This is a genomic window from Sporosarcina koreensis, from assembly GCF_000826145.2.
In the GTDB taxonomy this organism is placed as follows: domain Bacteria; phylum Bacillota; class Bacilli; order Bacillales_A; family Planococcaceae; genus Sporosarcina; species Sporosarcina trichiuri.
In genome coordinates, this window is record NZ_LN651336.1 from 45,646 (window position 1) to 70,935 (window position 25,290).

25 protein-coding genes and 1 riboswitch are annotated in these 25,290 nt (G+C 54.5%); of the genes, 4 read left to right on the forward strand and 21 right to left on the reverse strand.

Features of this window, described 5'->3' with window-relative positions:
* Positions 1–55 precede the first annotated feature (55 nt).
* The 16 genes from BN1190_RS03910 to BN1190_RS03985 all read right to left on the reverse strand — a co-directional run bounded on the left by BN1190_RS03910 (position 56) and on the right by BN1190_RS03985 (position 17,280).
* Complete coding sequence (locus BN1190_RS03910) at positions 56–760, reverse strand: N-acetylmuramoyl-L-alanine amidase family protein (RefSeq protein ID WP_052461679.1); 705 nt, start codon at positions 758–760, stop codon at positions 56–58.
* A 164-nt stretch (positions 761–924) separates the two neighbouring features.
* Entirely contained in the window at positions 925–2,322 is a 1,398-nt protein-coding gene (gene sufB, locus BN1190_RS03915; RefSeq protein ID WP_040285729.1) for a Fe-S cluster assembly protein SufB, read from the reverse strand.
* A 21-nt stretch (positions 2,323–2,343) separates the two neighbouring features.
* The gene (gene sufU / locus BN1190_RS03920) at positions 2,344–2,781 is read right to left on the reverse strand and encodes a Fe-S cluster assembly sulfur transfer protein SufU (RefSeq protein ID WP_040285730.1); all 438 of its coding nucleotides are present in this window, start codon (positions 2,779–2,781) and stop codon (positions 2,344–2,346) included.
* Positions 2,781–4,001, reverse strand: coding sequence for a cysteine desulfurase (locus BN1190_RS03925; RefSeq protein WP_040285731.1), 1,221 nt, complete (start codon positions 3,999–4,001; stop codon positions 2,781–2,783). The genes sufU and BN1190_RS03925 overlap by 1 nt, the downstream gene beginning before the upstream one ends.
* Entirely contained in the window at positions 4,001–5,308 is a 1,308-nt protein-coding gene (sufD, locus tag BN1190_RS03930; RefSeq protein ID WP_040285996.1) for a Fe-S cluster assembly protein SufD, read from the reverse strand. Before sufD ends, BN1190_RS03925 begins: the two co-directional genes overlap by 1 nt.
* A gap of 18 nt (positions 5,309–5,326) precedes the next feature.
* Positions 5,327–6,106 carry a Fe-S cluster assembly ATPase SufC gene (gene sufC, locus BN1190_RS03935; protein WP_040285732.1) on the reverse strand — a complete coding sequence of 260 codons (780 nt, stop codon included), beginning with the start codon at positions 6,104–6,106 and terminating at the stop codon, positions 5,327–5,329.
* A gap of 266 nt (positions 6,107–6,372) precedes the next feature.
* A complete protein-coding gene (locus BN1190_RS03940; RefSeq protein ID WP_040285733.1) occupies positions 6,373–7,560 on the reverse strand; it encodes a dicarboxylate/amino acid:cation symporter in 1,188 nt (395 codons plus the stop codon).
* A gap of 146 nt (positions 7,561–7,706) precedes the next feature.
* On the reverse strand, positions 7,707–8,549 hold the full coding sequence (locus tag BN1190_RS03945; RefSeq protein ID WP_040285734.1) for a MetQ/NlpA family ABC transporter substrate-binding protein: 843 nt from the start codon (positions 8,547–8,549) through the stop codon (positions 7,707–7,709).
* Between the two features lie 61 nt (positions 8,550–8,610).
* A complete protein-coding gene (locus tag BN1190_RS03950; RefSeq protein ID WP_040285735.1) occupies positions 8,611–9,279 on the reverse strand; it encodes a methionine ABC transporter permease in 669 nt (222 codons plus the stop codon).
* Positions 9,276–10,298 (reverse strand): methionine ABC transporter ATP-binding protein, encoded by a 1,023-nt coding sequence (locus BN1190_RS03955; protein ID WP_040285736.1) that lies wholly within the window; start codon positions 10,296–10,298, stop codon positions 9,276–9,278. Before BN1190_RS03955 ends, BN1190_RS03950 begins: the two co-directional genes overlap by 4 nt.
* A gap of 122 nt (positions 10,299–10,420) precedes the next feature.
* Positions 10,421–10,527: riboswitch (SAM riboswitch) on the reverse strand.
* Positions 10,528–10,577: 50 nt separating this feature from the next.
* Positions 10,578–10,877 carry a thioredoxin family protein gene (locus BN1190_RS03960; protein WP_040285737.1) on the reverse strand — a complete coding sequence of 100 codons (300 nt, stop codon included), beginning with the start codon at positions 10,875–10,877 and terminating at the stop codon, positions 10,578–10,580.
* A 79-nt stretch (positions 10,878–10,956) separates the two neighbouring features.
* Positions 10,957–11,340, reverse strand: coding sequence for a glycine cleavage system protein GcvH (gene gcvH, locus BN1190_RS03965; RefSeq protein WP_040285738.1), 384 nt, complete (start codon positions 11,338–11,340; stop codon positions 10,957–10,959).
* 77 nt (positions 11,341–11,417) lie between these two features.
* Complete coding sequence (locus BN1190_RS03970; RefSeq protein ID WP_040285739.1) at positions 11,418–11,777, reverse strand: arsenate reductase family protein; 360 nt, start codon at positions 11,775–11,777, stop codon at positions 11,418–11,420.
* A gap of 87 nt (positions 11,778–11,864) precedes the next feature.
* Complete coding sequence (locus BN1190_RS03975; protein ID WP_040285740.1) at positions 11,865–13,652, reverse strand: acyl-CoA dehydrogenase family protein; 1,788 nt, start codon at positions 13,650–13,652, stop codon at positions 11,865–11,867.
* Positions 13,653–13,685: 33 nt separating this feature from the next.
* The gene (locus BN1190_RS03980) at positions 13,686–14,861 is read right to left on the reverse strand and encodes an acetyl-CoA C-acetyltransferase (protein ID WP_040285741.1); all 1,176 of its coding nucleotides are present in this window, start codon (positions 14,859–14,861) and stop codon (positions 13,686–13,688) included.
* A gap of 34 nt (positions 14,862–14,895) precedes the next feature.
* A complete protein-coding gene (locus tag BN1190_RS03985) occupies positions 14,896–17,280 on the reverse strand; it encodes a 3-hydroxyacyl-CoA dehydrogenase/enoyl-CoA hydratase family protein (protein ID WP_040285742.1) in 2,385 nt (794 codons plus the stop codon).
* A 211-nt stretch (positions 17,281–17,491) separates the two neighbouring features.
* On the opposite strand from BN1190_RS03985, the gene BN1190_RS03990 reads away from it, so the two are divergent.
* From BN1190_RS03990 to BN1190_RS04000, 3 genes are all read left to right on the forward strand, one after another.
* Complete coding sequence (locus tag BN1190_RS03990; protein ID WP_040285743.1) at positions 17,492–17,812, forward strand: thioredoxin family protein; 321 nt, start codon at positions 17,492–17,494, stop codon at positions 17,810–17,812.
* Positions 17,813–17,914: 102 nt separating this feature from the next.
* Positions 17,915–18,373, forward strand: a complete 459-nt coding sequence (locus BN1190_RS03995; RefSeq protein WP_040285744.1) for an STAS domain-containing protein — start codon at positions 17,915–17,917, stop codon at positions 18,371–18,373.
* 14 nt (positions 18,374–18,387) lie between these two features.
* Entirely contained in the window at positions 18,388–18,903 is a 516-nt protein-coding gene (locus BN1190_RS04000) for a C39 family peptidase (RefSeq protein WP_040285745.1), read from the forward strand.
* Positions 18,904–18,971: 68 nt separating this feature from the next.
* On the opposite strand, the gene BN1190_RS04005 is transcribed toward BN1190_RS04000, so the two are convergent.
* Both BN1190_RS04005 and BN1190_RS04010 read right to left on the reverse strand, forming a co-directional pair.
* Positions 18,972–19,787 (reverse strand): STAS domain-containing protein, encoded by an 816-nt coding sequence (locus tag BN1190_RS04005; protein ID WP_040285746.1) that lies wholly within the window; start codon positions 19,785–19,787, stop codon positions 18,972–18,974.
* Positions 19,759–20,694: a 5'-3' exonuclease gene (locus tag BN1190_RS04010; RefSeq protein ID WP_082023258.1), complete on the reverse strand. Its 936-nt coding sequence runs from the start codon at positions 20,692–20,694 to the stop codon at positions 19,759–19,761. Before BN1190_RS04010 ends, BN1190_RS04005 begins: the two co-directional genes overlap by 29 nt.
* Before the next feature lie 151 nt (positions 20,695–20,845).
* Here BN1190_RS04010 and BN1190_RS04015 point away from each other — a divergent pair, with 151 nt between their 5' ends.
* On the forward strand, positions 20,846–21,400 hold the full coding sequence (locus tag BN1190_RS04015; RefSeq protein ID WP_244898669.1) for a hypothetical protein: 555 nt from the start codon (positions 20,846–20,848) through the stop codon (positions 21,398–21,400).
* Between the two features lie 396 nt (positions 21,401–21,796).
* Here the strand turns inward: BN1190_RS04015 and BN1190_RS04020 are convergent, their stop codons facing one another.
* The 3 genes from BN1190_RS04020 to BN1190_RS04030 all read right to left on the reverse strand — a co-directional run bounded on the left by BN1190_RS04020 (position 21,797) and on the right by BN1190_RS04030 (position 25,141).
* Complete coding sequence (locus tag BN1190_RS04020; RefSeq protein ID WP_040285747.1) at positions 21,797–21,982, reverse strand: hypothetical protein; 186 nt, start codon at positions 21,980–21,982, stop codon at positions 21,797–21,799.
* Between the two features lie 356 nt (positions 21,983–22,338).
* Positions 22,339–24,300: an LTA synthase family protein gene (locus tag BN1190_RS04025; protein ID WP_040285748.1), complete on the reverse strand. Its 1,962-nt coding sequence runs from the start codon at positions 24,298–24,300 to the stop codon at positions 22,339–22,341.
* Between the two features lie 271 nt (positions 24,301–24,571).
* Positions 24,572–25,141 (reverse strand): uracil-DNA glycosylase, encoded by a 570-nt coding sequence (locus tag BN1190_RS04030; protein ID WP_040285749.1) that lies wholly within the window; start codon positions 25,139–25,141, stop codon positions 24,572–24,574.
* Positions 25,142–25,290: the final 149 nt, after the last annotated feature.

Here is a 25,290-nt window from a genome sequence, read left to right on the forward strand (position 1 = left end):
GGGCAGTCTGCCTGAACGCAGCAACAGCCGGCAGATCGGGATCCGCCGGCTCTCGTTACTCTTCTTTTACATAGACGGTCCAGCCATGGGCGGCCTTGATCAGCTCTGCCGCTTTCTCTGCACTGTCCCGGCTGCTGAATGTGCCCGTCACGAGCCGGTATGCGCTGCTGCCCAGCGGCTTTTGATTTTGCGGTGTCAAAACCAATCCGAAGTACGCAGCTATCGCGGAAGCTGCTGCCCTTCCTTGTGCCTGCAGTTTCTGCGAATTGCGGAGTGCAGCAATATCCGTCCGGGAATCCATGAACCCACCTTCCATAAGCACGGCGGGCATACGGGTCTCCCGCAGGACATGGAGATTCTTCTTCTTCACTCCCCGATCGCGCAGCCCCATCGCTTTCACGATCTCCGGCTGGATTAACCGGGCGAGCCGGACAGACTCTGGATTCGCATTCCGTGCATCCATCGTGTACGTTTCCACGCCGCCCCAATCGCCCCAGGAGCCTGTATTCGCATTATGATGGAACGAGATATACAGATCGGCCTGCTGTGCATTCGCTCGATCTGTCCGCTGTCTGAGCGGTATGTCCGCCATTCCTGATGGATCATCCACCCGTACGACTTCTACGTTTTCATATTGCAATAATGCCGTCTGTGCAGCCAGCAGAACCCTGTTGTTGAACAGCCATTCCTTCTCCCCGGCGGGCGACTGTTTCCCTGGGGTGCCCAGCCCATGTCCTGCATCCAATACAATACGAACCAAAGTCATCGTCTCCTTTCCTTCCTGCCCGTTATATAGGACCCTGCGGCGGAAAGGGATAGCGGCTGCCGGGCAAAAGCATCTGGACGGACAAATTGTAATCCTGAACCTGTCCGGGTTCCCAAATGAAAAAACCTCTGCACGGATGTGCAGAGGCAGGAGGGGGATCAGCCGATCGATCCTTCCATTTCGAACTTGATCAAGCGGTTCATTTCCACCGCGTATTCCATCGGCAGTTCTTTCGTGAATGGCTCGATGAAGCCCATGACGATCATTTCGGTCGCTTCCTGTTCGGAGATGCCACGGCTCATCAGGTAGAAGAGCTGCTCTTCCGATACTTTGGACACTTTCGCTTCGTGCTCGAGCGAGATGTTGTCGTTCAGGATTTCGTTGTACGGAATCGTATCGGATGTCGACTTGTCATCCATGATGAGCGTATCGCATTCGATGTTGGAACGGGCGCCGTCCGCTTTCCGTCCGAAGTGGACGATACCGCGGTAGCTCACTTTTCCGCCGTGCTGTGAAATCGACTTCGACACGATTGTGGACGAAGTGTTCGGTGCCAGGTGCATCATCTTCGCGCCGGCATCCTGATGCTGGCCTTTTCCGGCGATGGCGATTGATAATGTCATACCGCGGGCGCCTTCACCTTTCAGCAGGACTGCCGGGTATTTCATCGTCAGTTTGGAACCGATGTTGCCGTCGATCCATTCCATCGTCGCGTTCGCTTCACAGACCGCACGCTTCGTCACGAGATTGTAGACGTTGTTCGCCCAGTTCTGGATCGTCGTATAACGGCAGTACGCGTCTTTCTTGATGATGATTTCGACGACTGCACTGTGCAGGGAGTTTGTCGTGTAGACAGGTGCTGTACAGCCTTCCACATAGTGGACGCTTGCGCCTTCGTCGACGATGATGAGCGTACGCTCGAACTGTCCCATGTTTTCCGAGTTGATCCGGAAATAGGCTTGCAGCGGTGTATCGACTTTCACGCCCGGCGGCACATAGATGAACGATCCACCCGACCAGACAGCCGAGTTCAGTGCGGCGAACTTGTTGTCCGAATTCGGGATGACGGTGCCCCAGTACTGCTTGAAGAGTTCTTCGTTCTCGCGGAGCGCGGAGTCCGTGTCCTTGAAGACGATCCCCATGTCTTCGAGCTCTTCTTTCATGTTGTGGTAGACGACTTCCGACTCATACTGAGCCGACACGCCTGCCAGGTATTTCTGTTCCGCTTCCGGAATCCCAAGCTTGTCGAACGTCTGCTTGATCTCTTCCGGCACTTCGTCCCAAGAACGCTCAGTCGCTTCAGACGGTTTGACGTAGTATGTGATCTCGTCGAAGTTGAGCGAGTTCAGATCGCCGCCCCATTGCGGCATCGGCTTGCTGTAAAACAGCTCGAGGGATTTCAGGCGGTAGTTGAGCATCCATTCCGGTTCTTCTTTCATGCGCGAGATCTCTTCGACGATTTCTTTCGTCAGACCGCGCTCGGAACGGAATACAGATACGTCCTTGTCGTGGAACCCGTATTTGTAATCGCCGATTTCCGGCATTTGTTTAGCCATTTGCTATTCCTCCCGTTCATATCATTCGGAATCGTGTGCGATCCCTTTCTCCATTGCTTTCCATGGCAAGGTTGCGCACTTGATGCGGGCCGGGAATTTGGCCACACCCGTCAATGCCTCGATATCTCCGAAGTCGACGGTGTCGTCCACGTCCTTGCCGAGCATCATATCGGAGAATGCATGCGCTGCGTGAAGGGCATCTTCGGTATTCTTCCCTTTGACGAGCTGTGTCATCATCGAAGCGGAGGCCATCGAAATCGAGCAGCCTTCCCCTTCGAATTTGGCATCTTTCACGATATCGTCTTCCACTTGCAGAGTCAGATGGATGACATCGCCGCACGTCGGGTTGTTCATGTCGATAGTGACGTTGCCTTCGTCGAGCACACCTTTGTTCCTTGGTGTTTTGTAGTGATCCATGATGACCGATCGGTACAGCTGGTCGAGTTTTTCGTTTTTCATTACTGGAAATACTCCTTTGCCATGCGGAGGCCTTCTACCAGACGGTCCGCATCTTCTTTCGTGTTGTACAGATAGAAGCTGGCACGGGCGGTGGCTGAGACATCGAGCCATTTCATGAGCGGCTGGCAGCAATGGTGCCCGGCACGGACGGCAATCCCGTTCATGTCAAGGACGGTCGCCAGGTCATGCGGATGGACGCCTTCCAAGTTGAACGTGATGATGCCCGCACGCTTGCCCGCATCACGCGGACCGTAGATTTCGAGACCTTCCACTGATTTCATCTGTTCCATTGCGTAAGCGACCAATTCGTGTTCGTGCTGTTCGATTGCGTCCAGACCGATCGCCTGGATGTAATCGATGGCTGCCGCCATGCCGATCGCTCCGGCGATGATCGGCGTGCCGCCTTCGAACTTCCAAGGGAGCTCTTTCCACGTGGAATCATACAACCCGACAAAGTCGATCATTTCCCCGCCGAACTCCGTCGGTTCCATCGCTTCGAGCAGCGCTTTCTTTCCGTACAGCGCACCGATACCGGTCGGTCCGCACAATTTATGGCCGGAGAACGCCAGGAAATCGCAATCGAGATCCTGGACGTCCAGTGCGATGTGCGGAGCCGCCTGGGCTGCATCGACGACCATGATAGCATCATGGGCATGGGCGATCTCGGTGATTTCCTTGATCGGGTTCACGGTGCCGAGCACATTCGAAACGTACATCATGGAAACGATCTTTGTCCGGTCGGTCATGGCATCGCTCACTTTTTCGAGTGAGACGGTGCCGTCTTCCTCCAGGTCGATATATTTCAGGACAGCCCCTGTCGCTTTTGCAAGCTGCTGCCACGGGATGATGTTGGAATGGTGTTCCATATAGGTGATGATGATTTCATCGCCCTCCGAGATGTTGGCACGGCCGTAGCTGTCCGCGACCAAATTCAGAGCGGTTGTCGTTCCCCGCGTGAAGATGATCTCCTTATCGGAAGAAGCATTCAGGAACTTCCGCACGGTTTCCCGGGCACCTTCGTAATCTTCGGTTGCCCGGTTGCCGAGCGTATGGACGCCGCGGTGGACGTTGGCGTTATCGTATTTATAATAATGCTCCAGCACCTCGATGACCTGGCGCGGTTTCTGTGACGTCGCCGCGCTGTCGAGATAGACGAGGGGGAAGCCGTTCACTTCCTGGTCGAGAATCGGGAAATCATTGCGAATGTCCGGATTTAGCATTAGCGCACTTTCCTTTCAATTACCTCCGTCAGCTGTTTCTTGACGCCTTCAATCGGAAGTTTGCTTACAACCGGCTCCAGGAATCCGTGGATGACGAGGCGTTCCGCTTCGTGCTTCGAAATTCCGCGGCTCATGAGGTAGAACAGCTGCAGCGGATCGACACGGCCGACGGATGCCGCGTGGCCGGCAGTTACATCGTCTTCGTCGATCAGCAGGATCGGGTTGGCATCGCCGCGCGCCTTTTCACTCAGCATCAGGACGCGTGACTCCTGCTCGGCATTGGAGCGGGTTGCCCCTTTTTCAATCTTTCCGATTCCATTGAAGATCGAGGAAGCAGCATCTTTCATGACGCCGTGCTTCAGGATATGGCCTTCCGTATCCAGTCCCCAGTGGACGATCTCGGATGTGAAGTTCTGCTTCTGCGAACCGCGTCCGACGACGACGGACTTCATGTCGCAGCGAGAGCCGTTGCCGACGAGGTGTGTCAGGTTGTCGGAAATCGTGTTGCTGTCATTCATGAGACCGAGCGCCCAGTCGATACGGCTGTCACGGCCTGCGACACCGCGGCGGTTGACGTACGTCGTGAACCCTTCCGCGAGCACATCGACAGCACCATATGTGACAACGGCATTGTCGCCTGTGAACACTTCGGAGATGATATTTGCAAGACCTTCCGCATGCTCGACTGTGGACAGGTAGTTTTCCACGTATGTCACGGAGCTGTTCGCTTCCGCCACGACGATGACGTGGTTGAATAGGGACGCTTTCTCATCATCATGCAGGAACAGCACTTGGATCGGCTGCTCGACGACAACGTTCTTCGGCACATATACGAATACGCCGCCGTTCATGAGGGCCGCATGGAGCGCTGAGAGCTTGTGCTCGTCCACTTTGACGCCGTCCGTCATGAAATACTTCTTCACGAGGTCCGCGTGTTCCCGTGATGCAGTGAAGATGTCCGTCAAGATGACGCCCTGGCCTTTCAGATCTTCGGAAAGTGAAAGATAGGCAGGTGTATTGTTGTGCTGCACGTAAATGTTCTTCTGGTTCTCTGCATCGACAAGCAGCTTCGCATCTTCCGGAAGCTCACTCAGATCCGCATAGGCGCTGCTGTCGACCGCATGTACAGGAAATTCCGTGAAATTCCACTTGTCGATCTTCGTTTTGTCTGGTTTCGGCATTGGAAGTGCTGCCGCTTTTTCGAGCGCTTCCAAGCGGAGATCGGACAGCCATCCTGCTTCGCCTGTAGAGGCGGCATAAGAGCGGACGTCGTCTCCGGTCAATGCCAATTTCGTTTCAACCGTCATGTTCAATCGTCCTCCCTCTTACGCTTCTTGTTCTACTGTCTCTTCTTCGATACCGAGTTCTTCTTTGATCCAGTCATAACCGTGCTCTTCCAGCTTGCGTGCAAGTTCTTCGCCGCCTGATTTGACGACACGGCCCTGCATCATGACATGGACGTGGTCCGGCGTGATGTAGTTCAGCAGGCGCTGGTAGTGGGTGATGATCAGGCAGCCGAAGCCTTCGCCGCGCATTTCGTTGATGCCTGTCGAGACGATACGCAAAGCATCGATGTCAAGACCGGAGTCGATCTCGTCGAGTACTGCAAATTTCGGTTTCAGCATCATGAGCTGCAGGATCTCGTTACGCTTCTTCTCCCCGCCTGAGAATCCTTCGTTCAGATAGCGTGTTGCCATATCTTCATCCATTTCAAGGAGTTCCATTTTGCTGTCGAGTTCACGGATGAACTTCATGAGGGAGATCTCATCCCCCTCTTCACGGCGAGCATTGATAGCAGAACGGAGGAAGTCCGCATTCGTGACGCCTGTGATCTCACTCGGATACTGCATGGCCAGGAACAGACCGGCTTTCGCACGCTCGTCCACTTCCATTTCAAGCACATCTTCGCCGTCCAGCAGGACCGTACCTGATGTCACTTCGTATTTCGGATGCCCCATGATTGCGGACGCGAGCGTGGATTTACCTGTTCCGTTCGGTCCCATGATTGCATGGATCTCATTTGTATTGATGGTCAAGTTGACCCCTTTAAGTATTTCTTTGTCTTCGATTGAAACGTGAAGATCTTTGATTTCCAAAGTTGCCATTCCAATACCTCCAGTATGCGTAATAAGATGATTGCTCACCTTCTAATTATCATCATTCTAATCTTACCCCATCCCACCGTCCGTTGCAAATCATTGAGAATGATTATAAATAATATAAAAATCCTTTAATTCTTCGCGATCAGCAAGTATTTTCATTTTCAATTAAGTTTCACAGAGTGAGAATATAAGCCTTCATAAATTGGCTTAAAACCGCGGCTCAGACGCAAAAAACCGCTTCCTCCGAAAAGGAAACGGCTCGGGCCCGGTCATTTGGCCGGTGTTCTGTCTGAAAAGCTGTCGACGATGATGGCAAGGGCTCCGTCGCCCGTGACGTTCGTCGCTGTGCCGAAACTGTCCTGCGCCATGTACAGGGCGATCATGAGCGCAATCATCGACTCGTCGAATCCGAGCATCGATGCGAGAAGTCCGGTCGCTGCGACGACTGCGCCCCCCGGTACGCCCGGAGCTGCGATCATCGTGACGCCGAGCATGAAGATGAAGCCCAAATACGAAACGAAACTGATCGGTGCTCCGTTCATGAGCATGACGCCGATCGAGCAGGAGACCAATGTGATCGTACTGCCGGACAAGTGGATCGTGGCGAACAGCGGAATGGTGAAATCCGTAACTTTCGCGGACGCTCCGGTCTGCTTCGCCTGCCTGAGTGTCACCGGGATCGTTGCCGCCGAGGACTGTGTCCCGATTGCTGTGAAATAGGCGGGAGCCATCGTTTTCATCAGGCGGAACGGATTGCGCTGGGACACAGCGCCCGCCACGGTGTACTGGACTGTCAGCATGATCAGATGGAGCACGATGATCATGACGAACACGAAGATGAAGATCGACAGCACTTTCGCAACTTCACCTGTATAGGTCATGTTCAGGAAGATCCCGAAGATATGTATCGGCAGAAGCGGGATGATCACGACGCTGATGACTTTTTCAATGATCGTATTCAATTCCTCGAACACGCGGAGCATCGTCTTGCTGCCGATTGACGCCATGCCGATGCCGAGCACGAACGCCAGCAGCAGGGCCGTCATGACGCCCATGAGCGGTGTCATCTCCATTTTGAAGAAAGCGGCCGCGGCTTCCTTTCCCGTACTGATGGACTTATCCGACAGTCCATTGATATAGGAAGGCAGAATGGCCGTTGCCGCAAAGTACGCAAGGATTCCAGCCACGATCGTGGACGCATAGGCGAAAACGGTTGCAAGACCGAGCAGCTTGCCGGACCCCTTCCCGAGTTTGGCAATTCCCGGTGCGATGAACGCCAGGATGATGAGCGGCACGACGAAGTTCAGGAACCCGCCGAACAGCATATTGAATGTCGCAAACAGACGGGTGAAGTTTTTCGCGAACCCTTCCCCGATCAGCGGAGTCAAATAGCCGAAGCCCACGGCCAGGCCGATGGCGATGACAATTCTCCAGATGAGTCCTATCTTAAATTTCAAAACGCAAACCCCTTTCACTTGCTAAGTCGGTAAAGACCATTCCATCATACAATATATTCATCTATATTATTAGCCCGTAAACCTTTTTCTTTCTATTCAAAAAACCGCTCCAGCCGGATGAGCGGCTGCAGCGGTTTGGATAGCTATTATTTTTTTACCGGGACAACGGATCCCTTCCATTTGTCGAGGATGAAGTCCTGGATCTCTTTTGACGTCAGGACTTCGACGAGTGCTTTGACAAATTCTTTGTCTTCGTCCCCCGAACGGACGGCGATGATATTGACATACGGCGAATCGGAATCTTCAAGTGCAATCGCGTCTTCCAGCGGGTTCAGGCCTGCGTCGATCGCATAGTTCGAATTGATGAGGACTGCATCGCCTTCTTCGCTTTCATACATTTGCGGAAGCAGGGCCGCTTCGTAGTCCGCTTCGAACTTGAGGTTCTTCGGATTGTCCGTGATATCTTTCACTTCGGCTTTTGTCTTGTCGATACCGTCTTTCAGTTTGATGAGTCCTTGTGCTTCAAGCATTGCAAGGACGCGTCCGTGGTCTGCGACCGAGTTGCTGATCAGGATGGTCGCACCGTCCGGCAGTTCATCGAGGGACTTGTATTTCTTCGAATAGACACCGATCGGTTCGATATGGATACCGCCGGCATTCTTGAAATCATAGCCGTTGTCCGCAATCTGTGTCTCCAAATACGGAATGTGCTGGAAGTAGTTCGCATCCAGGTCCCCTGACTCCAGATCTTTGTTCGGAAGCACGTAGTCCTGGTATGTCTCGATTTCAAGATCGTACCCTTTCTCTTTTAGCAGCGGTTTCGCTTCTTCAAGGATTTCAGCGTGAGGCACGTTGGATGCCCCGACTTTGATTGTTTTTGATTCTTCGTCCGAACCGCCTGCGCTGCCGTTCTTATCATCTTTCGTACCGCAAGCCGCCAGTGCCAGAACGAGCACAGCGAGTAAAATACCTGTCAACAGTTTTTTCATCCATTCCACTTCCCTTTACTGTATTTTTATAATGCAGGCTGTGATGCCTGGTAATGCCGGATCAGCGTTTGTCGAGCTTTTTGACTGCCCAGTCCCCAGCGAACTGGAGGATGAAGACGACGATGAGGATGAGTACCGTGGACACGAGCGTGACGTCGGTGCGGCTCCTCTGGAAACCGTCCAGGAAGGCCAGTGTGCCGAGTCCGCCTGCGCCGATGATGCCCGCCATCGCCGTATAGCCGACGAGTGCAATCGCCGTGACCGTGATGCCCGAGATGAGCGCGGGCATCGATTCAGGCAGCAGAACTTTGAAGATGATGGTGGACGTCTTCGCCCCCATTGACCGGGCCGCTTCAAGCACCCCTTTGTCAATCTCCTGCAGAGCGATCAGCACCATCCGTCCGTAGAACGGCGCGGCACCGATGATCAGTGCCGGCATCGCCGCCATCGGCCCCCGGATCGTCCCGATCAGGTATTTCGTGAACGGAATCAGCAGGATGATCAGGATGATGAACGGGATCGAGCGGAAAATATTGACGATCGATCCTGTGAGCAGGTTCACAAGGCGGTTCGCCCACACATGACCCGGTGATGTCAGGAATAATAGGATACCGAGCGCAAGGCCGAGCACGAAGGTGAAGACGGTGGAAACGGACGTCATATAGAGCGTCTCGGCGGTCGATTCCCACATTTTCGCCCAATCGACGTTAGGCAGATACGTTTCAATCATTTCCCGAACACCTCCGTCTGGACACCCTGCTCATTTAAGTATCCGATCGCTTTGCCGATGGCCGCTTCTTCACCGGTCAGCTGCAGGATCAGCGTTCCATATGCGCCGCCGCGTGTCTGCGAAATGTTGCCCTGCAGGATGCTGACGTCAATCGGGAATTCACGGATCAGACTGGCGAGTACCGGCTGTTCGGTCCGTTCCCCGACGAACGCGAGCTTGACGAGTGTTCCGTCCGGATGGTCCTCCCGCATGAGCGACATGACTTTCTTGGCGTCCTCCGGCTCGGTCACCTGTGATACGAACCGCTTCGTGATCGCCTCTTTCGGCGCCTGGAAGATTTCCAGCACATCGCCTGTTTCGACGACACGCCCCTGTTCCATCACCGCCACCTCATGGCAGATTTTGCGGATGACGTGCATTTCGTGTGTGATCAGGACGATCGTCAGGCCGAGGCGCTCATTGATGCTCGTCAGCAGGTCGAGGATTGCATCGGTCGTCTCCGGATCGAGTGCGGAGGTTGCTTCATCGCAGAGAAGGACTTCCGGATCGTTGGCAAGTGCTCGCGCGATGCCGACCCGCTGTTTCTGACCGCCCGACAGCTGGGACGGATACGCATTCTCCCTTCCGCCCAGGCCGACCAGTTCGATCAGCTCGGCCGCTTTCCGTTCACGCTCCGCTTTCTTGACGCCGGCGATCTCGAGCGGGAACGTGATGTTCTCTTTCACGGTGCGTGACCAGAGCAGATTGAAGTGCTGGAAGATCATGCTCACCTTCTGACGGGCGGTGCGCAGTTCCTTTCCGCCGATCGACGACATGAGCCTGCCATTCACTTCGACAGAGCCCTCTGTCGGCCGCTCCAATCCGTTCAGCAGACGGATCAGCGTACTCTTGCCGGCGCCGCTGTATCCGATGATGCCGTAAATACGGCCTTCTTCGATCGTCAGCGTGACGTCATCGACGGCTTTGATACCGGACTCCACCGTGCCGAACCGCTTGTTGACATTCGTTAGTTGAATCATCCCACTCCACCTCATCGTTCATTCAAATAGATCATTCTGTCCGTATGACGCATAAAAACAAAAACACCTTTCTGCAGATTCACAGAAAGGTGTACGCAAAAAATTATGTGCGTTCAACCGATCTCTCATCTTTCAAAGCATGCGCTTTGCGTGACTTGGCACCATTTCAAATGAATTTGACGGTTGCCGGGCTTCATAGGGCACTTCCCTCCACCACTCTGTATAAGAGTCAGCTATTCAATTGGTTGCTACTAGTTATACCATAAGGGTTTCCGGGTGTCAACTGAGTTTTTCGAGGATATTCTGGACAGACCGGAAGGCGTAGACTTTCTGAACAGGCTGCCCTTTCCGCTGGATGAGCAGACAGGGCACGCTCTCGACCTGGTAGTCTTCTGCGATCTGTTCTTCATAGTTCAAGTCGGTTTTCCCGATGACGAGATCGGGTTTCAGTTCGGTCACGACGGAGAGGATTTTGGAAGCGACGGCGCATGTGCCGCAAAGAGGTGTGTATAAGTAGAACGCACACAGGTCCTCTTTGTCCGTGATCTCTCTCCATTCGCGGTACGACCATTGTTCCATATGGCGTCTTCCCCGCTTTCTGTTACATGCTGATCAAAAAGAAAAAACGCCGGAGCTGCCCGGCGTCTGTTTGCTGCTGTTATTCTCCGACAGTCATCTTGTCGTAGTCTTCCGCCGACATGAGCTCGTCGAGTTCTTCCGGCTTGGACGCTTCCACGACGACCATCCATGCGCCTTCATACGGAGACTCGTTGACGAGTTCCGGGCTGTCTTCGAGGTCTTCGTTGACTTCGACGACTTTGCCTGTGATCGGTGCATACAGTTCAGATACTGTCTTCACGGATTCAACGCTGCCGAACGGCTCGTCCGATTTCAATTCATCGCCGACTGACGGCAGTTCCACGAATACGATATCGCCGAGTTCGGATTGTGCGAAATGTGTGATCCCGATCCGGTATTTACCGTCTTCTTCTTTTACCCATTCATGCTCTTCGGAGTACTTCAAACCTTGTGGTGTGCTCATTCCATTTCCCTCCAGCTATCAAATTAAATGTCTAATTTCATATTGCCACAGCCGTCCGTGAAAGACAAGAAATGAACTCAGGATTTCCAGGTGTCTTCAAACGTCTGTTCCGAAAACCCGACTGTCGTCTTAGACCCGTCCGTCACGAGCGGGCGCTTGATGAGCATGCCTTCTGAGGCAAGCAGTGCCAGCTGTTCATCCTCGGACATTGCCGGGAGTTTGTCTTTCAGACCGAGTTCCCGGTACTTCTGGCCACTCGTATTGAAGAACTTTTTGAGGGGCAGACCCGACGTCTCCACCATCTGCCTGAGTTCACCAGCGGATGGCGGCTCTTCCACGATATTGGCAGCCGCATATGAAATGTCGTTCTCCTTCAGCCATTTCTCCGCCTTTTTACATGTCGTGCACTTCGGGTATCCGTAATACGTCACGTCCATTCCAGTCACCTCCATGGTGATAAGTGTACCGCAAAAACACCCAGACTGCCGAGCGGCAGTCTGGATGCTCATCAGGCCTATCCCTTATCAGACGACATAGCGTGCAGCATCGATCAGTTTCTCGGATGCTTCGCGCTTTTTCGCGATGATGTTGTACGGGTTGGACCGGGTCAGTTTGCGCAATGCCGACACCATCATGCGCTGGTTGTCGCCGTCCACTGCGGCGTACAAGGTTTCCTTCGCATCGCGCTCGATGGCGGCGAATGCTTCCTGGCAGATGATTTCCGTATACAGGACTTTCTGACGCTCTTTTTCCGGACCGTTCTTATCGACCGCCTTCTCCGCGCGCAGCAGTGCCGACTCCATGGCGAAGATGTTGTTCGCGATGTCCGCGATGTTGACAAGCACTTCCTGCTCTTCTTCGAGCTTCGTGCCGAAACGCTGCGCGGCAAGGCCGGCTGCAAGGAGACCGATCTTCTTCGCGTTCTTCACGAGCATCCGCTCCTGTGCGAGCGGCTCGTCACCGGGCTCTTCCGGCATCATCATAAGCAGCTCTTCCTGCAGGGCCTGGGCCTGCTGCAGCAGAGGCAGCTCGCCTTTCAATGCTTTCTTCATGAACGTGCCCGGTACGATCATCCGGTTGATTTCATTCGTACCTTCGAAGATCCGGTTGATGCGTGAATCGCGGTAGGCGCGCTCCACTTCGTATTCCTGCATGTAGCCATAGCCGCCATGCAGCTGGACCGCTTCGTCGACGATGTAATCGAGTGTTTCCGATCCGACGACTTTGTTGATGGAGCATTCGATCGCATACTCGGCAATCGCTGCAGCGATCGCTTTCCCGTCTTTCTGCTGCTCTGCCGTCATCTGGCTCTGCCGCTGTTCAAAATAACCGACTGTGCGGTAGATCAGGCTTTCCGTCGCGTACAGACGTGCCGCCATCGTTGCGATCTTCTCCTTCGTCAAGTTGAACGAAGAAATCGGCGTGTTGAACTGCTTGCGCTCGTTCGCATACGAAATCGCGAGTTCGAGTGCACGCTTTGCGCCGCCCACTGTCCCGACACCGAGCTTGTAGCGGCCGATGTTGAGGATGTTGAATGCGATAATATGGCCACGGCCGATCTCGCCGAGCAGGTTCTCGACGGGCACTTCCGCGTCAGACAGGATGAGTGTCCGTGTGGAGGAAGACTTGATGCCCATCTTCTTCTCTTCCGCACCGACCGACACGCCCGGGAATTCACGCTCGACGATGAACGCCGAGAACTTCTCGCCATCCACTTTCGCATAGACGACGAAAACATCTGCGAACCCTGCGTTCGTGATCCATTGCTTTTCACCGTTCAGAATATAGTGTGTGCCGGCGTCGTTCAGCTTTGCAGTCGTCTTCGCACCAAGCGCATCCGACCCCGAGCCCGGTTCCGTCAGCGCATATGCAGAAATCTTGTCACCTGCAACCGAGTTCGGCAGATACTTCTTCTTCTGCTCTTCGTTCCCGAACAGGACGATCGGCAGTGTCCCGATTCCGACATGGGCGCCGTGCGTGATCGAGAAGCCGCCCGCGACGGCCATCTTCTCTGAAATGAGTGCCGAGGAGATCTTGTCGAGACCGAGACCCTCATATTCTTCCGGTACGTCAGCGCCGAGAAGGCCGAGGTCCCCAGCCGACTTCAGCAGACGGACGGAATGCTCGAATTCATGGTTCTCGAGTTTCTCGACGACCGGCAGCACTTCGTTTTTCACATAGTCCTCTGTCGTCTTCGCGATCATCTTCTGCTCATCTGTATAGTCTTCCGGTGTGAAGACACGGTCCGGTGTAATATCCTCCGTCAGGAACGCCCCGCCTTTTACCAGCTCGTTTGTAGTTGTCTCACTCATATCGTTTTCCTCCTCATGTATTGGATAAGGTTGTCATAGTAATTCGAACACGCCTGCAGCGCCCATGCCGCCGCCAATGCACATCGTGACGACGCCGAACTGTTTCTTCTGACGCTTCAGTTCATTCATCATGCGGACAGTCAGGATCGTACCCGTCGCACCGAGCGGATGACCGAGCGCGATCGCTCCGCCGTTGACGTTCACCTTGTCGGTATCGAGACCGAGTTCCCGGATGACCTGCAGCGACTGAGAGGCGAATGCTTCGTTCAATTCCCATACATCGATATCGTCTTTCGTCAGGCCTGCCAGTTTCAGCGCTTTCGGGATTGCGGCGACCGGTCCGATCCCCATCACTTCCGGCGGGACACCCGCGACTGCGAAGGAGCGGAATTTCAGTATCGGTGTCAGCCCTTCGGCAAGAGCTTTTTCCCGGTCCATGACGAGGACGGACGCCGCTCCGTCTGACGTCTGCGACGCATTGCCCGCTGTCACAGACCCTGTGACGGAGAATGCCGGCCGCAGTTTCGCGAGGATTTCCGTCGTCGTCCCTCTTCTTACGCCTTCATCCATCGAGAACGTTTCGTGCTTCTCATCGAATTTGCCGCTGCTGTCCACGTACCCTTTCATGAATTCGACAGGGACGATCTCTTCGTCGAATTTCCCGGCATCGATCGCAGCGGCCGCCCGTTTGTGGGATTCCACTGCAAAGGCATCCTGGTCCTCACGGCTGACCCCATATTTTACGGCGACCTGCTCTGCGGTATGCCCCATGCCCATGTAATACTGCGGCGCCTCTTCCGCAAGTTTCGCGTTCGGACGGACCGTATTGCCCATCATCGGCACCATGCTCATCGACTCCGCACCACCTGCGAGGATTGCTTCCGATGCACCGAGCATGATCCGCTCGGCTGCATAGGCGATCGACTGGAGACCGGACGAACAGAACCGGTTCACTGTGATGGCGGGAGTCGTATCCGGGAGTCCCGCAAGCGCTCCGATATTGCGCGCCATGTTCATGCCCTGCTCCGCTTCCGGCATGGCACAGCCGATGATCAGGTCCTCGATCGGCCCGTCATAGCCGCCAGCGCGTTTCAGCGTTTCTTTTATAGTAAGGGCCCCGAGGTCATCCGGCCGTACTGTCGCGAGCGATCCTTTGCCCGCCTTCCCGACCGGTGTGCGGGAACCCGCAACGATTACTGCTTCACGCATTGTATTTCCTCCTCTGTTGATTGCTCTCTTTCCTTCAGTTGCGGAGCGGTTTGCCTTTGACGAGCATATGCTGCATGCGCGCCTGTGATTTCGGCTCCGCCACCAGGCTCAGGAAGGCTTCCCGTTCCAGATCGAGCATGTACTGCTCATCGACGAGTGTACCGTACGGCAGCTTACCGCCAGCGAGCACGTAGGCCAGTTTCTTCGCGATCTTCATATCATGATCGCTGATGAACCCTGACAGCCGCATGCCTTCCGCACCGAGCAGCAGTGTCGCATAGCCGGTCTCCCCGACGACCGGGAATTTCTCTTTTTTCGGCGGCTGGTAGCCGTTTTCCGCTAACGCGAGCGCTGCTTGTTTTGCGTCATAGAGCAGATGATCTGGATTCACACTGATCCCGTCCGCGAAATCGAGGAAGTTGTTCTCCCGCGCTTCCTCGGCGGAAGTGGAGACGTTCGCAAGCGCGATCGATTCGAACACTTTGTTCGCGATGTTCTGATAGTCGACCTGCACGCCCTGCGGCAGCCCTTTCAGATGCTTCAAGTAGAGTCCGACGTTGCCGCCGCCGCCCGGGATGAGTCCGACACCTGCTTCGACAAGACCGATATACGTCTCCATCGATGCCTGGATGTGCGCAGCCGGCAGACAGACTTCCGCACCGCCGCCGAGTGTCATCTGGAACGGCGCCGCAACGACCGGTTTCGTCGAGTACTTGATTTTCATCATCGCGTTCTGGAAGGTGCGGACGACGAAGTCCAGTTCAAAGATGTTGTCGTCCTGTGCTTCCATGAGAATCATGCCAAGGTTCGCGCCGACGCAGAAGTTCTTGCCCTGGTTGCCGATGACGAGCCCTTTGTAGTTCTTTTCGACTTCATCCACAGCAAAGTTGATCATCTGCATGATGTCGAGTCCGATCGCGTTCGACTGGGAATGGAATTCAAGCAGCGCAATGCCGTCGCCCATGTCGATCAGGCTCGCGCCGGAGTTCTTTTTGATGACACCGTGCTGCTTCTTGTACCGCTTCAAGTCGATCACTTTCTCATTGACCGGCACTTCCGAGTAGCCGTCGCCATCGAAGTAGTAGCGTGTATGGTCTTCTTCCTTATAGAACGTTTCATAGCCTTTGCCGAGCAGGTTCTGTACGAATTCCGGGATGGTGTCCCCTTCTTCTTTCATACGTTCGACGGACTTGGCGACGCCGATCGCATCCCATGTCTCGAACGGTCCCTGCGTCCAGCCGAAGCCCCACTTCATGGCATTGTCGATGGCGACGATATCGTCTGCAATCCGGCCATGCATTTCCGCGGAATACCGGAGTGTCGGCGCGAGAATATGCCAGAGCAGTTCACCGGTCCGATCATCTGCATAGACGAGCGATTTCACACGGTTGCCGAGGCCCTTCTGCTGTTTCGCCATCTCGATTGAAGGCGTTTTCAATTTTTTCGCCGGGCTGTACTCGAGCGTCGCCGAGTCGATCTCGAGGATCTCCTTGCCCTTTTTCAGGAAGAAGCCCTGCTTCGCTTTGGCGCCGATCCAGCCGTTGTCGATCATCTTCTGCATGAACGGCGGCAGTTCGAACACTTTCTGTTCGTCGCCTTCCGTCTTGTCGTAGGCGTTCTTCGCTACGTGCATGAACGTATCCAGTCCGACCACGTCAAGGGTGCGAAATGTTGCTGATTTCGGGCGTCCGATCAGTGTACCGGTAACGGAATCGACTTCCCCAACGGAATACCCACGCGCCTCCATTTCACGCAGCGTGACGAGCAGCCCATATGTCCCGATCCGGTTGGCGATGAAGTTCGGGGTGTCTTTCGCCAGAACAACACCTTTCCCGAGACGGTCCTCCGCGAACCGTGCCATGTAGTCGGTCACTTCCTGTGATGTCCGCTCAGCCGGGATCACTTCCAGCAAATGCAGATAGCGCGGCGGGTTGAAGAAATGGGTGCCGAGGAAATGGGTCTGGAAGTCTTCCGAACGGCCCTCGGCCATATCATTGATACTGATACCGGATGTATTGGATGTGACGATCGTTCCCGGTTTCCGCACACGGTCGATTTTTTCATAGAGTGACTTTTTGACAGCCAGGTTTTCCACAACGACTTCGATGATCCAGTCTGCGTCGGCCAGTTTTTCCAGGTCGTCTTCCAGGTTGCCGGGTTCGATGAGGGACAGATTCTTCTTCGATGTCAGCGGAGCCGGTTTCTGTTTCAGCAGTTTCTTCAATGCTCCGGCCGCCATCCGGTTGCGCACTGCCGGACTCTCGATCGTAAGCCCTTTCTTTTCCTCGTCATCTGTCAGCTGGTTCGGCACAATGTCGAGAAGAAGCACAGGGATCCCGATATTGGCGAGGTGCGCCGCGATTCCGGAGCCCATGACACCGGACCCGATGACCGCCGCTTTCTTGATATGATAAGCCAATTGAATGTCCTCCCTTAACGTTTGAATGAATACTCATTCATTTTATACGTAAAAAAATAGAAACCCCTTCTATGAATACAAGTCTAGCTCATTTCCAGCGTTTTCGCAATATTTAAATCTGAAAAACTTCCATCACTATGGGGAAGGCAAGTTCGTTCCCACTTACCGGTTTTCATTGTACACTGGGGGTATGAAAGGTAGGGATTGCAATATGGAATCAATCAAAACTTCAGAACAATTTTACGACATCATTTCGGATAAGTGCCGCTCCATCGTCAAGTTCCAGGCCGGCTGGTGCCCGGACTGCCGCGTGATGGACATGTTCATCGGACCGATCGAAGAGAAATACGACGAGTATGACTGGTATGACGTCGACCGCGACGTTCTCCCTGAAATCGCCGAGAAATACGATGTCATGGGCATTCCGAGTCTTCTTGTGTTCGAAAATGGCGAAAAGAAGGCGCATTTGCACAGTGCCAACGCGAAGTCCCCGGATCAGGTGACCGGGTTCCTTGAAGGGATCTCCATCTGACAGCACGCGCAACCGGATGTTTCGGCATCCGGTTTTTTCGTGCCATTTTTCCAAGTTCCTGTATAATAGGGGAGAACCATAGAAACTACACAGAGGTGTACCATGAATCCAACAGAAGAGATCCGGCAGTTGAAAGAGAAGATTGCCAATTATGAAGAGATCATCAGTGAGACGTCCGTTCCGATCATTCCTTCGATCGTCGAAAATACAATTCTTCTCCCCATCACGGGACATACAGACCAAAGCCGCTTCGAACGTATCCGGTCCACTGTCCTCGCATATACAGGCGACCACAGGGATATCGAATATGCCGTCTTCGACTTTTCCGGTCTCCGGCTGGACGAAGAAGATGGCCCGGAAGTCATGACAGCGGAACTCCGTCTCATGCAGGCCGAACTGCAGATGATGGGGGTCCGTCCTCTCATGGTCGGGTTCACACCTCCTTTCGTCCGCGAATTGACGAACGCCGGAGTTGCCGACCAGATCGAGTCCTATGCAAACTTCAAAGGCGCTCTCCAAGTCCTCATGAAAGAGAATGGACTGTCGTTCGCCAGGAACTGATAGGAGGTACCGCAATGCCGCTGTTAAAAGAATTCACGGGGAAATCCCAGTATGACAGCGATATCGGTCAAAAAATCCGCTCATCCGCATGCGGGCCCGTGACCGCTTCCCTGCTGCTGCGCTACGCACGCCACCCGCTCGGGGATGTGCCTGTGGATAAGCTGTACCGGCTTCTCGGGACAACACGGATCGGTCTGTTCACAGGCCGCTTCGTCCGCCGTCTGCGGAAACTGCTCGGCGCAGGCTGGACGGTCGAAAAATGCACCGTTGAAGAAGCCCTCTCCGAAATCGATGAAGGGCGGCCTGTTGCAGCGAAGTTCGATAAATGGCTGTCCCGGAAGTGGCGGCAGTCTGCAGCATTCGACTACCACTGGGTGCCGGTCATCGGTTACGAAAGAGCCGCTGGGGATATCCAGCTGGCCGTCCATGATAATGGCTCCCCCTCTTCACCGAGCCGCCTGCGGTATATTTCCTATAAGGAGAATGCGCCGGTACTGACGTTTGTGCGCATTGTTCCGCGCCGCCTATAGACCGCAGAATGGAAAACCGGACCTGCCTGGATCACTTCCATGGCAGGTCCGGTTTTCCTATGCGAGTTTCAGGACACGTGCTCGATTGCCGTTTTCAGATTCCCGAAGCTGCGGATCGCTCCGAAATCGAGGCCCAATCCGACCAGTGTCTGGGCAATGACCGGTGTGATGCCGCTCACGACGGGCGTTGTCCCTACAAGTGTCAGAGAATCGAACAGCGTGAACAGCTGCTGCGCAACATAGGTATCCGTCGTCTGGAGGCCCGACAGGTCGATAATGAGATATTCCAGTCTCATCCGGACAGCTTCCATCAGCACCCTTTCCTGCAGCACGGTGCTCCTGTTGAAATCGAGGACACCGATCAGCGGCAGGATGGCAGTCGTATCACTTATCGAAGAAATAGGTACAGACAATGCCTCGACCGCTTCCTGTGATTTCAGCAGCATCTCTTTTTCATACTGCACGAACGGGAGGCTGAAGTAATAGACGATGTCATTGACGATCCTGTCGAAGTCGGTTGTCAGGTCATACATCTCTTCCGCACTGATCCCCTGGTTCAGTCCTTCATGTTTCATAACGGTTCCAATATACTCGCGGTACTCAGGAACTTCACGGAGCATCATATCCAGTGAGATGATCTCCTTCTTTGCGAATGCCGTGCCGACTTCCTCACCCCAGCGTTTCAGCCGTTCACTCCGCTCTTCTTCATCCATCATCATCGCACTCGCATATAGTTTCACCAATTCCACACGGGCCGGATAGAGCTCGCCTTCCAGTTTCCGCATGATCGGGTACCGCTCGTTCTGGGCACGGGTGATCAGACCCGCCAGCTGTTCAGCGTTTCCGATCACTTTCTCACTCAAACGGATCAATAAATTCCTCATTCCGATCCCCTCCTGACTGTAATACCGGCTCGGATAACACCAGCTGATTGACAACACCGCGCAGGCCGTTGCCGGACAGCCTGCTGATGACCATGCTGTCATAAGACGGAATCATGAGGTCCTCCAGTGTTCCTCCGACGTCCGCTTCACAATGGATTTCCGCCAGTTCCCTGGAGATACGCAGCATGTCCAGGTTCTGCTCGATCTTGGTCCGTTCTGATTTGGTCAGCTTGTCCAGAGACCGGGCCACGTTCTCTGCTGTACCGTAGGTCTGAATCAGTTTCAAGGCGGTTTTCGGCCCGATCCCTTTGACGCCCGGATAACCGTCGCTCGGATCGCCGATGAACGCTTTGTAGTCGATGAACTGCTGCGGCGTCATCCCATACTCCTCGACAAAACGGTTTTCCGTATAGACATCATAGATGGAATGGCCTTTCTTCGTCAGGGCGATCCGGACATCAGGCGCCAGCAGCTGGAGCAGATCCTTGTCTCCGGATACGACGGTCAGCTGTGCCTCGGCTTTCCATCTTTTCACAAGCGATCCGATCAGGTCATCCGCTTCCATGCCGGCGATGCCGAAATTTGCCCAGCCCATGTCTTCGGACACCTGGCGGGCGAGATCGAATTGAGGCACCAGTTCCGGAGCCGGTGCGGGCCGGTTCGCTTTATAGCCATCATAGAGCTCGTTCCGGAACGTGACAGCTCCCATATCCCAGCAGACCGCCAGATGTGTCGGCCGGAAGACGGAGACGGCGGTCAGTGTATGCCGGACGAATCCCTGGACGCCGTTCGTCGGAATCCCCTGCTCGTTGTATTGGTATCGATTGTGCACAGCGGTCGCAAAGAATGAACGGAACAGCAGAGCCATTCCGTCAACGACCAGGATGTGCGGGCGCATGTCTGTCATGAGGCACTCTCCTTGGTTGTTAGATGCTGTTTTCATCATATCATGTTTGCACTGCTGGTGGCAGAAAGGTTTAGCCGGGCGGATGTCCAGACGGCGATGTGCGGGCTGCATAGGATAGAGCGAAGAGCGAATGAGTGAGAGGAGTTTTTGGATGAATCAGATGAACAGCGGTGACGGGCAGTGGTTTCCGCAGCTGCCGGAAGGCTATGTCCCGCAGCAGGTTGATTGGCAGATGGATTCGATGACAGCGAGGAACCAATGGAACCAGCCGGGGTGGGGCGACTGGCAGCAGCCGGGCTGGCACGGCAGTCAGCAGAATTGGCCGTGGGGCGGATGGCCGGGACAGCAGCCGGGCCATCCGTCTTATCCGGGGGGATGGCCGGGCACACCGTCCTATCCAGGGGGCCGTCCGGATCAGCCATCCCGACCAGGCGGCGGCCAGTCGCAGGGCGCTCCGCAGTCTGCACCCCCTTCGCAGACACCCGCCTATCCGGATCAGCAGCTCATGCGGGTCGACCCTGGCGGCATCCGCAACTGTATGTACCGCTACACGTACATCTGGACGTCCCGCCGGCGCGGTTTCTGGTTCTATCCGACCTTCGTCGGCCGGACATCGATCGCCGGCTACCGCTGGAACAGCCAGTGGCGCCGCTGGGAATATACCGGCTTCGACTTGGATCGGATCGATACGTTCACATGCATGTAACGCAAAAAGACCAGCCGCGGCTGGTCTTTTTGCGTTGGAGGGCGGGAATGGGCGGGTTGCTGGTTCGAAAGGGCGGGTTCCTATTGAGAACGGGCGGGTTCGGCGTGGGAACGGGCGGGTCTTGCGCAAGAACAGACACCAGCAGATTGAACACTCGCATGCTGACAATGTTCATCTCCGACAGAAAAGGCGGAGCACCAGCGGAGCCCGTCCATTCAATCTCGGTTTTGCCCGATAACCAGAGACGGGCTTGGCCGGTCGCGTTTATTTTTGCACGTACACATCTTTGCTGCCTTCTGATAGAACGTAAAACACCATCCGTGATGGAGGGTGTTCTGTTCGTTTGCCAAAGAGGTCCGCTTGATCCGGAACAAAATGCTGCAAGCCCGGATTCCCTCATTCCCCGCGGATTGCCCTTCTGACGGCGGAAGCGTCCGTGTCCGAATACCGGGCAGACCCCTTGCCGCCTGTCCTGGCGATGAGTTCGTTCAATTCGTTGTACGTCAGCCCGGAATTCGCGTTCAGCCGTTTCACTTCCTCGATGTCAGTGCCGGCCACCGTGTACTTCTTGCTGTTCTGCATAGCGATCCGCCTCCTCGTGAGCAGTGTTCCCGATAGTGGAAGTTCTATGAGCGCATGTGTGCGGTGATGTACGGCAGCCATGCTGAATTATCGGCAGGCGTCGGGTGGAGTTGTGAAGTTATGATCACTTTCCTCGGTTTTATGATCACTTTCCCAGATTTATGATCACTTTCTCTGTTTTATGATCATTTTTCCTGTTTTATGATCACTTCCCCATTTTTATGATCACTTCCCTCGATTTATGATCAAAGACCCAACTTAATAAGCACCCGTCAGTTATCGCACGTGCTTTCCCCTAACACAAAAACACCATCCGCGATGGATGGTGTTTCTGTAAAGGCCAGGGCAGCCTGCGGTTACTGCACTCCGTTGGCTGTGCTCTCTGCATCCTTCTTATAATCCAGCTCAGCCGGATCGGCCGGCGTGTAGTCTTCCGGTGTGTAGAACCGCAGCAGATCGCCGTTGACGACTTTGTCGGACAGCTGCAATCTGTAGGACGCTTCTTCTTTCAGCGCTTCTGCGGCTTCGTGCTGACTGTCGTCGAGCAGCTCGCCGGTTTTGTTGTCATACAGCTTTTCATTGATGGAATCGATAGCCGGGCTGATGAAATCACCATTCCGGAACGGCACCAATTCCTTATGCCCGTCAGACAGCAGGTCAGATCCGAACTGGATATAATCCTTCGATTCGATGCCGAGCAAGTGGAGCAGTGTCGGCAGCAGGTCTGTCTGACCGCCGTACGTATGGTCGATGCCGCCTTTCATGCCCGGCACGTGGATGAATAATGGTACACGCTGCAGCTGGGCGCCTTCGTATGGCGTGATCTCTTTTCCCATCACCTGGGCCATCGCCCGCTTATGGTTGTCGGAGATACCGTAATGGTCGCCGTACAGAACGATCATCGAGTTGTCATACAGGCCCATTTCCTTCAGCTGATCGAATGCCTGCTTGATGGCTTCGTCGGTGTAACGGGCTGTCTGGAAGTAGCCGTCGACACTTACATCGCCTGTCTGCGCCTTCTCGATCGTCGTCAGCTCCGGCTGGATCGTATACGGGAAGTGGTTGGCGACGGTGATGAACTTCGCATACAGCGGTTCGGGCAATTTTTCAAGGTACTTCTCGGATTGCTCATAGAACGGCTTATCGAGCAGGCCGTATTCCGCCATATCTTCCGGCTTGCTGGTGTCATAGTAGCTTGCATCGAAGAAATGGTCGTAGCCGAACTGTTTGTAGACTTCGTTCCGGTTCCAGAAACTGCCGTTATTTCCGTGGAAGACCGCTGACGTATAGCCATGGCTCTTCAGCAGATTCGGCGCCGCCTGGTACGTATTCTGCGCTTTTGTGATGAACGCGGAACCTTGCGGCAGGCCGAACAGCGAGTTCTCCAGCATGAATTCGGCGTCGGATGTCTTCCCTTGGCCGGTCTGGTGGAAGAAGTTGTCGAAGTACAGGGTATTCTTGTCTTTCGCCAGTGCATTCAAGTATGGGGTCACTTCTTCTCCGTTCATCTTATAGTCGATGAGGAAGTTCTGGAAGGACTCCAGATGCAGGTAAATGACGTTCATGCCTTTCGCTTTGCCGAAATACTCCCGATTCGGGCTCGCATAGTTCGACTGCGTGTAATTGATCACTTCGGCGATGTCACTGCTGTCCGCTAGTGCACGCTGCGACGAGGCCTTCGCCGTTTCGACAGTGTCGTAGATTGAGTAATTGTACATACCCAAGTATTTCACGATGTAGTTGCGGTCGAATCCGCGTGTCAGCAGCTGCGGACGGTTCGCTTCCGCGAGTCCCAGGTTGACGAGGGACACTGCCAGGGCGAACGCAACGATTGCGACAGCTTTCCGCCGGCCGACCCGGTCCGTCTCTTTCTTGACCTTGCGTGTGAACAGCAGGGCGAACATGACGAGAACGTCAACGAAGAACAGGAGGTCCGTCGGTTTCATGAGCGTCATGATACTGCCGCCCAGATCGCCGAAGTTCTGCGTCTGGTAGATTGTCGGCAGTGTGATGAAGTCACTGAAGAACCGGTAATACACGACGTTCGCATACAGCAGGAACGACATCAGTGCGTAAATGACGGTCAGTACTGTGTAGCGTCTCTTCCCTCTGAAAAGGAAGGCGATGCTCAGGAATAACAGGGCTGACCCCAATGGGTTGATGAGCAGAAGGAAATGCTGGAGCGGCCCTTCCACGCCAAGCGTGAATTGCGAGGCCTGCGTGAGATAGGTCTTCAGCCAAAGCATCACAACCGCCAACCCGTATATGCCTAAGAACTTATTCAAGAAGTTGTCCGTTCCGCTGGTCAGATCTTTCAAATTTCCCACCCGCCTTTTATATAGTCTCAATTGTCGGTTCAGTTTCATTTCGGAACAGTCCATTGTATGGACGCAGAGCATTTATCGGAGGTTTCCCCGACAATGAATTGTACCCCGAAACTGTCTTCCTGTCAATTACTAGGCTTTTGTTCGGCAGGAAGATACACCAGGTTTCTTGAAATGAACAGCTTCGGCGGATGGGATGCCAATACGGACTTTTCGCGGTGTGTTGAATGTCCAGCGGGAGCAATTTCAAAAAACCCCTGCAGGCTCATGTTCGTGAACGGAGTGCGGCGGCTACAAAATCCATATCTTCCTGGAACAGCCGGAGAAGATTCGGCCGGCGGCGCACCGCCAATGGATGATACGCTGCTGCGGTCGGGATCCCCCGCACCTCATGCCAGGCTCCGCGCAATGGTCTCACTTCTGCATCAGGTTCGCCAAAGAATGATTGGACCGCTACATTTCCGAGACAGAGGATCAGTTCCGGTCGATGGGCGGCCAGCTGCTGGTCCAAGTGCTGCATGCAGATGGACCGGGTCTCTTCCTTATCATACTTTCGCACGGGCCGCCGTTTGAGAATATATGTGACATACAGCTGGTCCTCCGTCATCCCCGCTTCGCGGACCGCGCGCTGCAATGTCTGACGCGTCGTGCACACCGCAGGGTTCCCCTCCCGATCTTCACGCGCACCCGGATTGTCCAGTATGATCATGACCGGCGCCCCGGGCGTCCCCTCTCCCCATACCATGCGGGATCCTTGGCGGTACAGTCTGCAGCATGTGCATCCTTTCTGATCGGCCGGCACTGGATCCTCCGGCCACAGGCAGAACTCTTCCAAATCGATCACCCTCCTTACTGGACAGGTTTCCCGGGGAACCCGAAGGTCAATCACCAAAGCGCCAAGTGGATGAAAGGGAATGTGAAACCGGCCTTTGGCTGCAGCCGCCGTGCTCCCTGCCTGGATCGGAAATCCGCATAGAAAAAAGA

Bases quoted from the DNA above. Each gene is read 5' to 3' on its own strand.
- sufD (WP_040285996.1), bottom strand. From the start codon at position 5,308: ATGACGGTTGAAACGAAATTGGCATTGACCGGAGACGACGTCCGCTCT.
- BN1190_RS03950 (WP_040285735.1), bottom strand. From the start codon at position 9,279: ATGATTGAAACGTATCTGCCTAACGTCGATTGGGCGAAAATGTGGGAA.
- gcvH (WP_040285738.1), bottom strand. From the start codon at position 11,340: ATGAGCACACCACAAGGTTTGAAGTACTCCGAAGAGCATGAATGGGTA.
- BN1190_RS04000 (WP_040285745.1), top strand. From the start codon at position 18,388: ATGCCGCTGTTAAAAGAATTCACGGGGAAATCCCAGTATGACAGCGAT.
- BN1190_RS04010 (WP_082023258.1), bottom strand. From the start codon at position 20,694: ATGACAGACATGCGCCCGCACATCCTGGTCGTTGACGGAATGGCTCTG.
- BN1190_RS03970 (WP_040285739.1), bottom strand. From the start codon at position 11,777: ATGGACGTGACGTATTACGGATACCCGAAGTGCACGACATGTAAAAAG.
- sufU (WP_040285730.1), bottom strand. From the start codon at position 2,781: ATGAAAAACGAAAAACTCGACCAGCTGTACCGATCGGTCATCATGGAT.
- BN1190_RS03955 (WP_040285736.1), bottom strand. From the start codon at position 10,298: ATGATTCAACTAACGAATGTCAACAAGCGGTTCGGCACGGTGGAGTCC.
- BN1190_RS03990 (WP_040285743.1), top strand. From the start codon at position 17,492: ATGGAATCAATCAAAACTTCAGAACAATTTTACGACATCATTTCGGAT.
- sufC (WP_040285732.1), bottom strand. From the start codon at position 6,106: ATGGCAACTTTGGAAATCAAAGATCTTCACGTTTCAATCGAAGACAAA.
- BN1190_RS03995 (WP_040285744.1), top strand. From the start codon at position 17,915: ATGAATCCAACAGAAGAGATCCGGCAGTTGAAAGAGAAGATTGCCAAT.
- BN1190_RS03960 (WP_040285737.1), bottom strand. From the start codon at position 10,877: ATGGAACAATGGTCGTACCGCGAATGGAGAGAGATCACGGACAAAGAG.
- BN1190_RS03980 (WP_040285741.1), bottom strand. From the start codon at position 14,861: ATGCGTGAAGCAGTAATCGTTGCGGGTTCCCGCACACCGGTCGGGAAG.
- BN1190_RS04020 (WP_040285747.1), bottom strand. From the start codon at position 21,982: ATGCAGAACAGCAAGAAGTACACGGTGGCCGGCACTGACATCGAGGAA.
- BN1190_RS03975 (WP_040285740.1), bottom strand. From the start codon at position 13,652: ATGAGTGAGACAACTACAAACGAGCTGGTAAAAGGCGGGGCGTTCCTG.
- sufB (WP_040285729.1), bottom strand. From the start codon at position 2,322: ATGGCTAAACAAATGCCGGAAATCGGCGATTACAAATACGGGTTCCAC.
- BN1190_RS03945 (WP_040285734.1), bottom strand. From the start codon at position 8,549: ATGAAAAAACTGTTGACAGGTATTTTACTCGCTGTGCTCGTTCTGGCA.
- BN1190_RS04005 (WP_040285746.1), bottom strand. From the start codon at position 19,787: ATGAGGAATTTATTGATCCGTTTGAGTGAGAAAGTGATCGGAAACGCT.
- BN1190_RS04015 (WP_244898669.1), top strand. From the start codon at position 20,846: ATGAATCAGATGAACAGCGGTGACGGGCAGTGGTTTCCGCAGCTGCCG.
- BN1190_RS03925 (WP_040285731.1), bottom strand. From the start codon at position 4,001: ATGCTAAATCCGGACATTCGCAATGATTTCCCGATTCTCGACCAGGAA.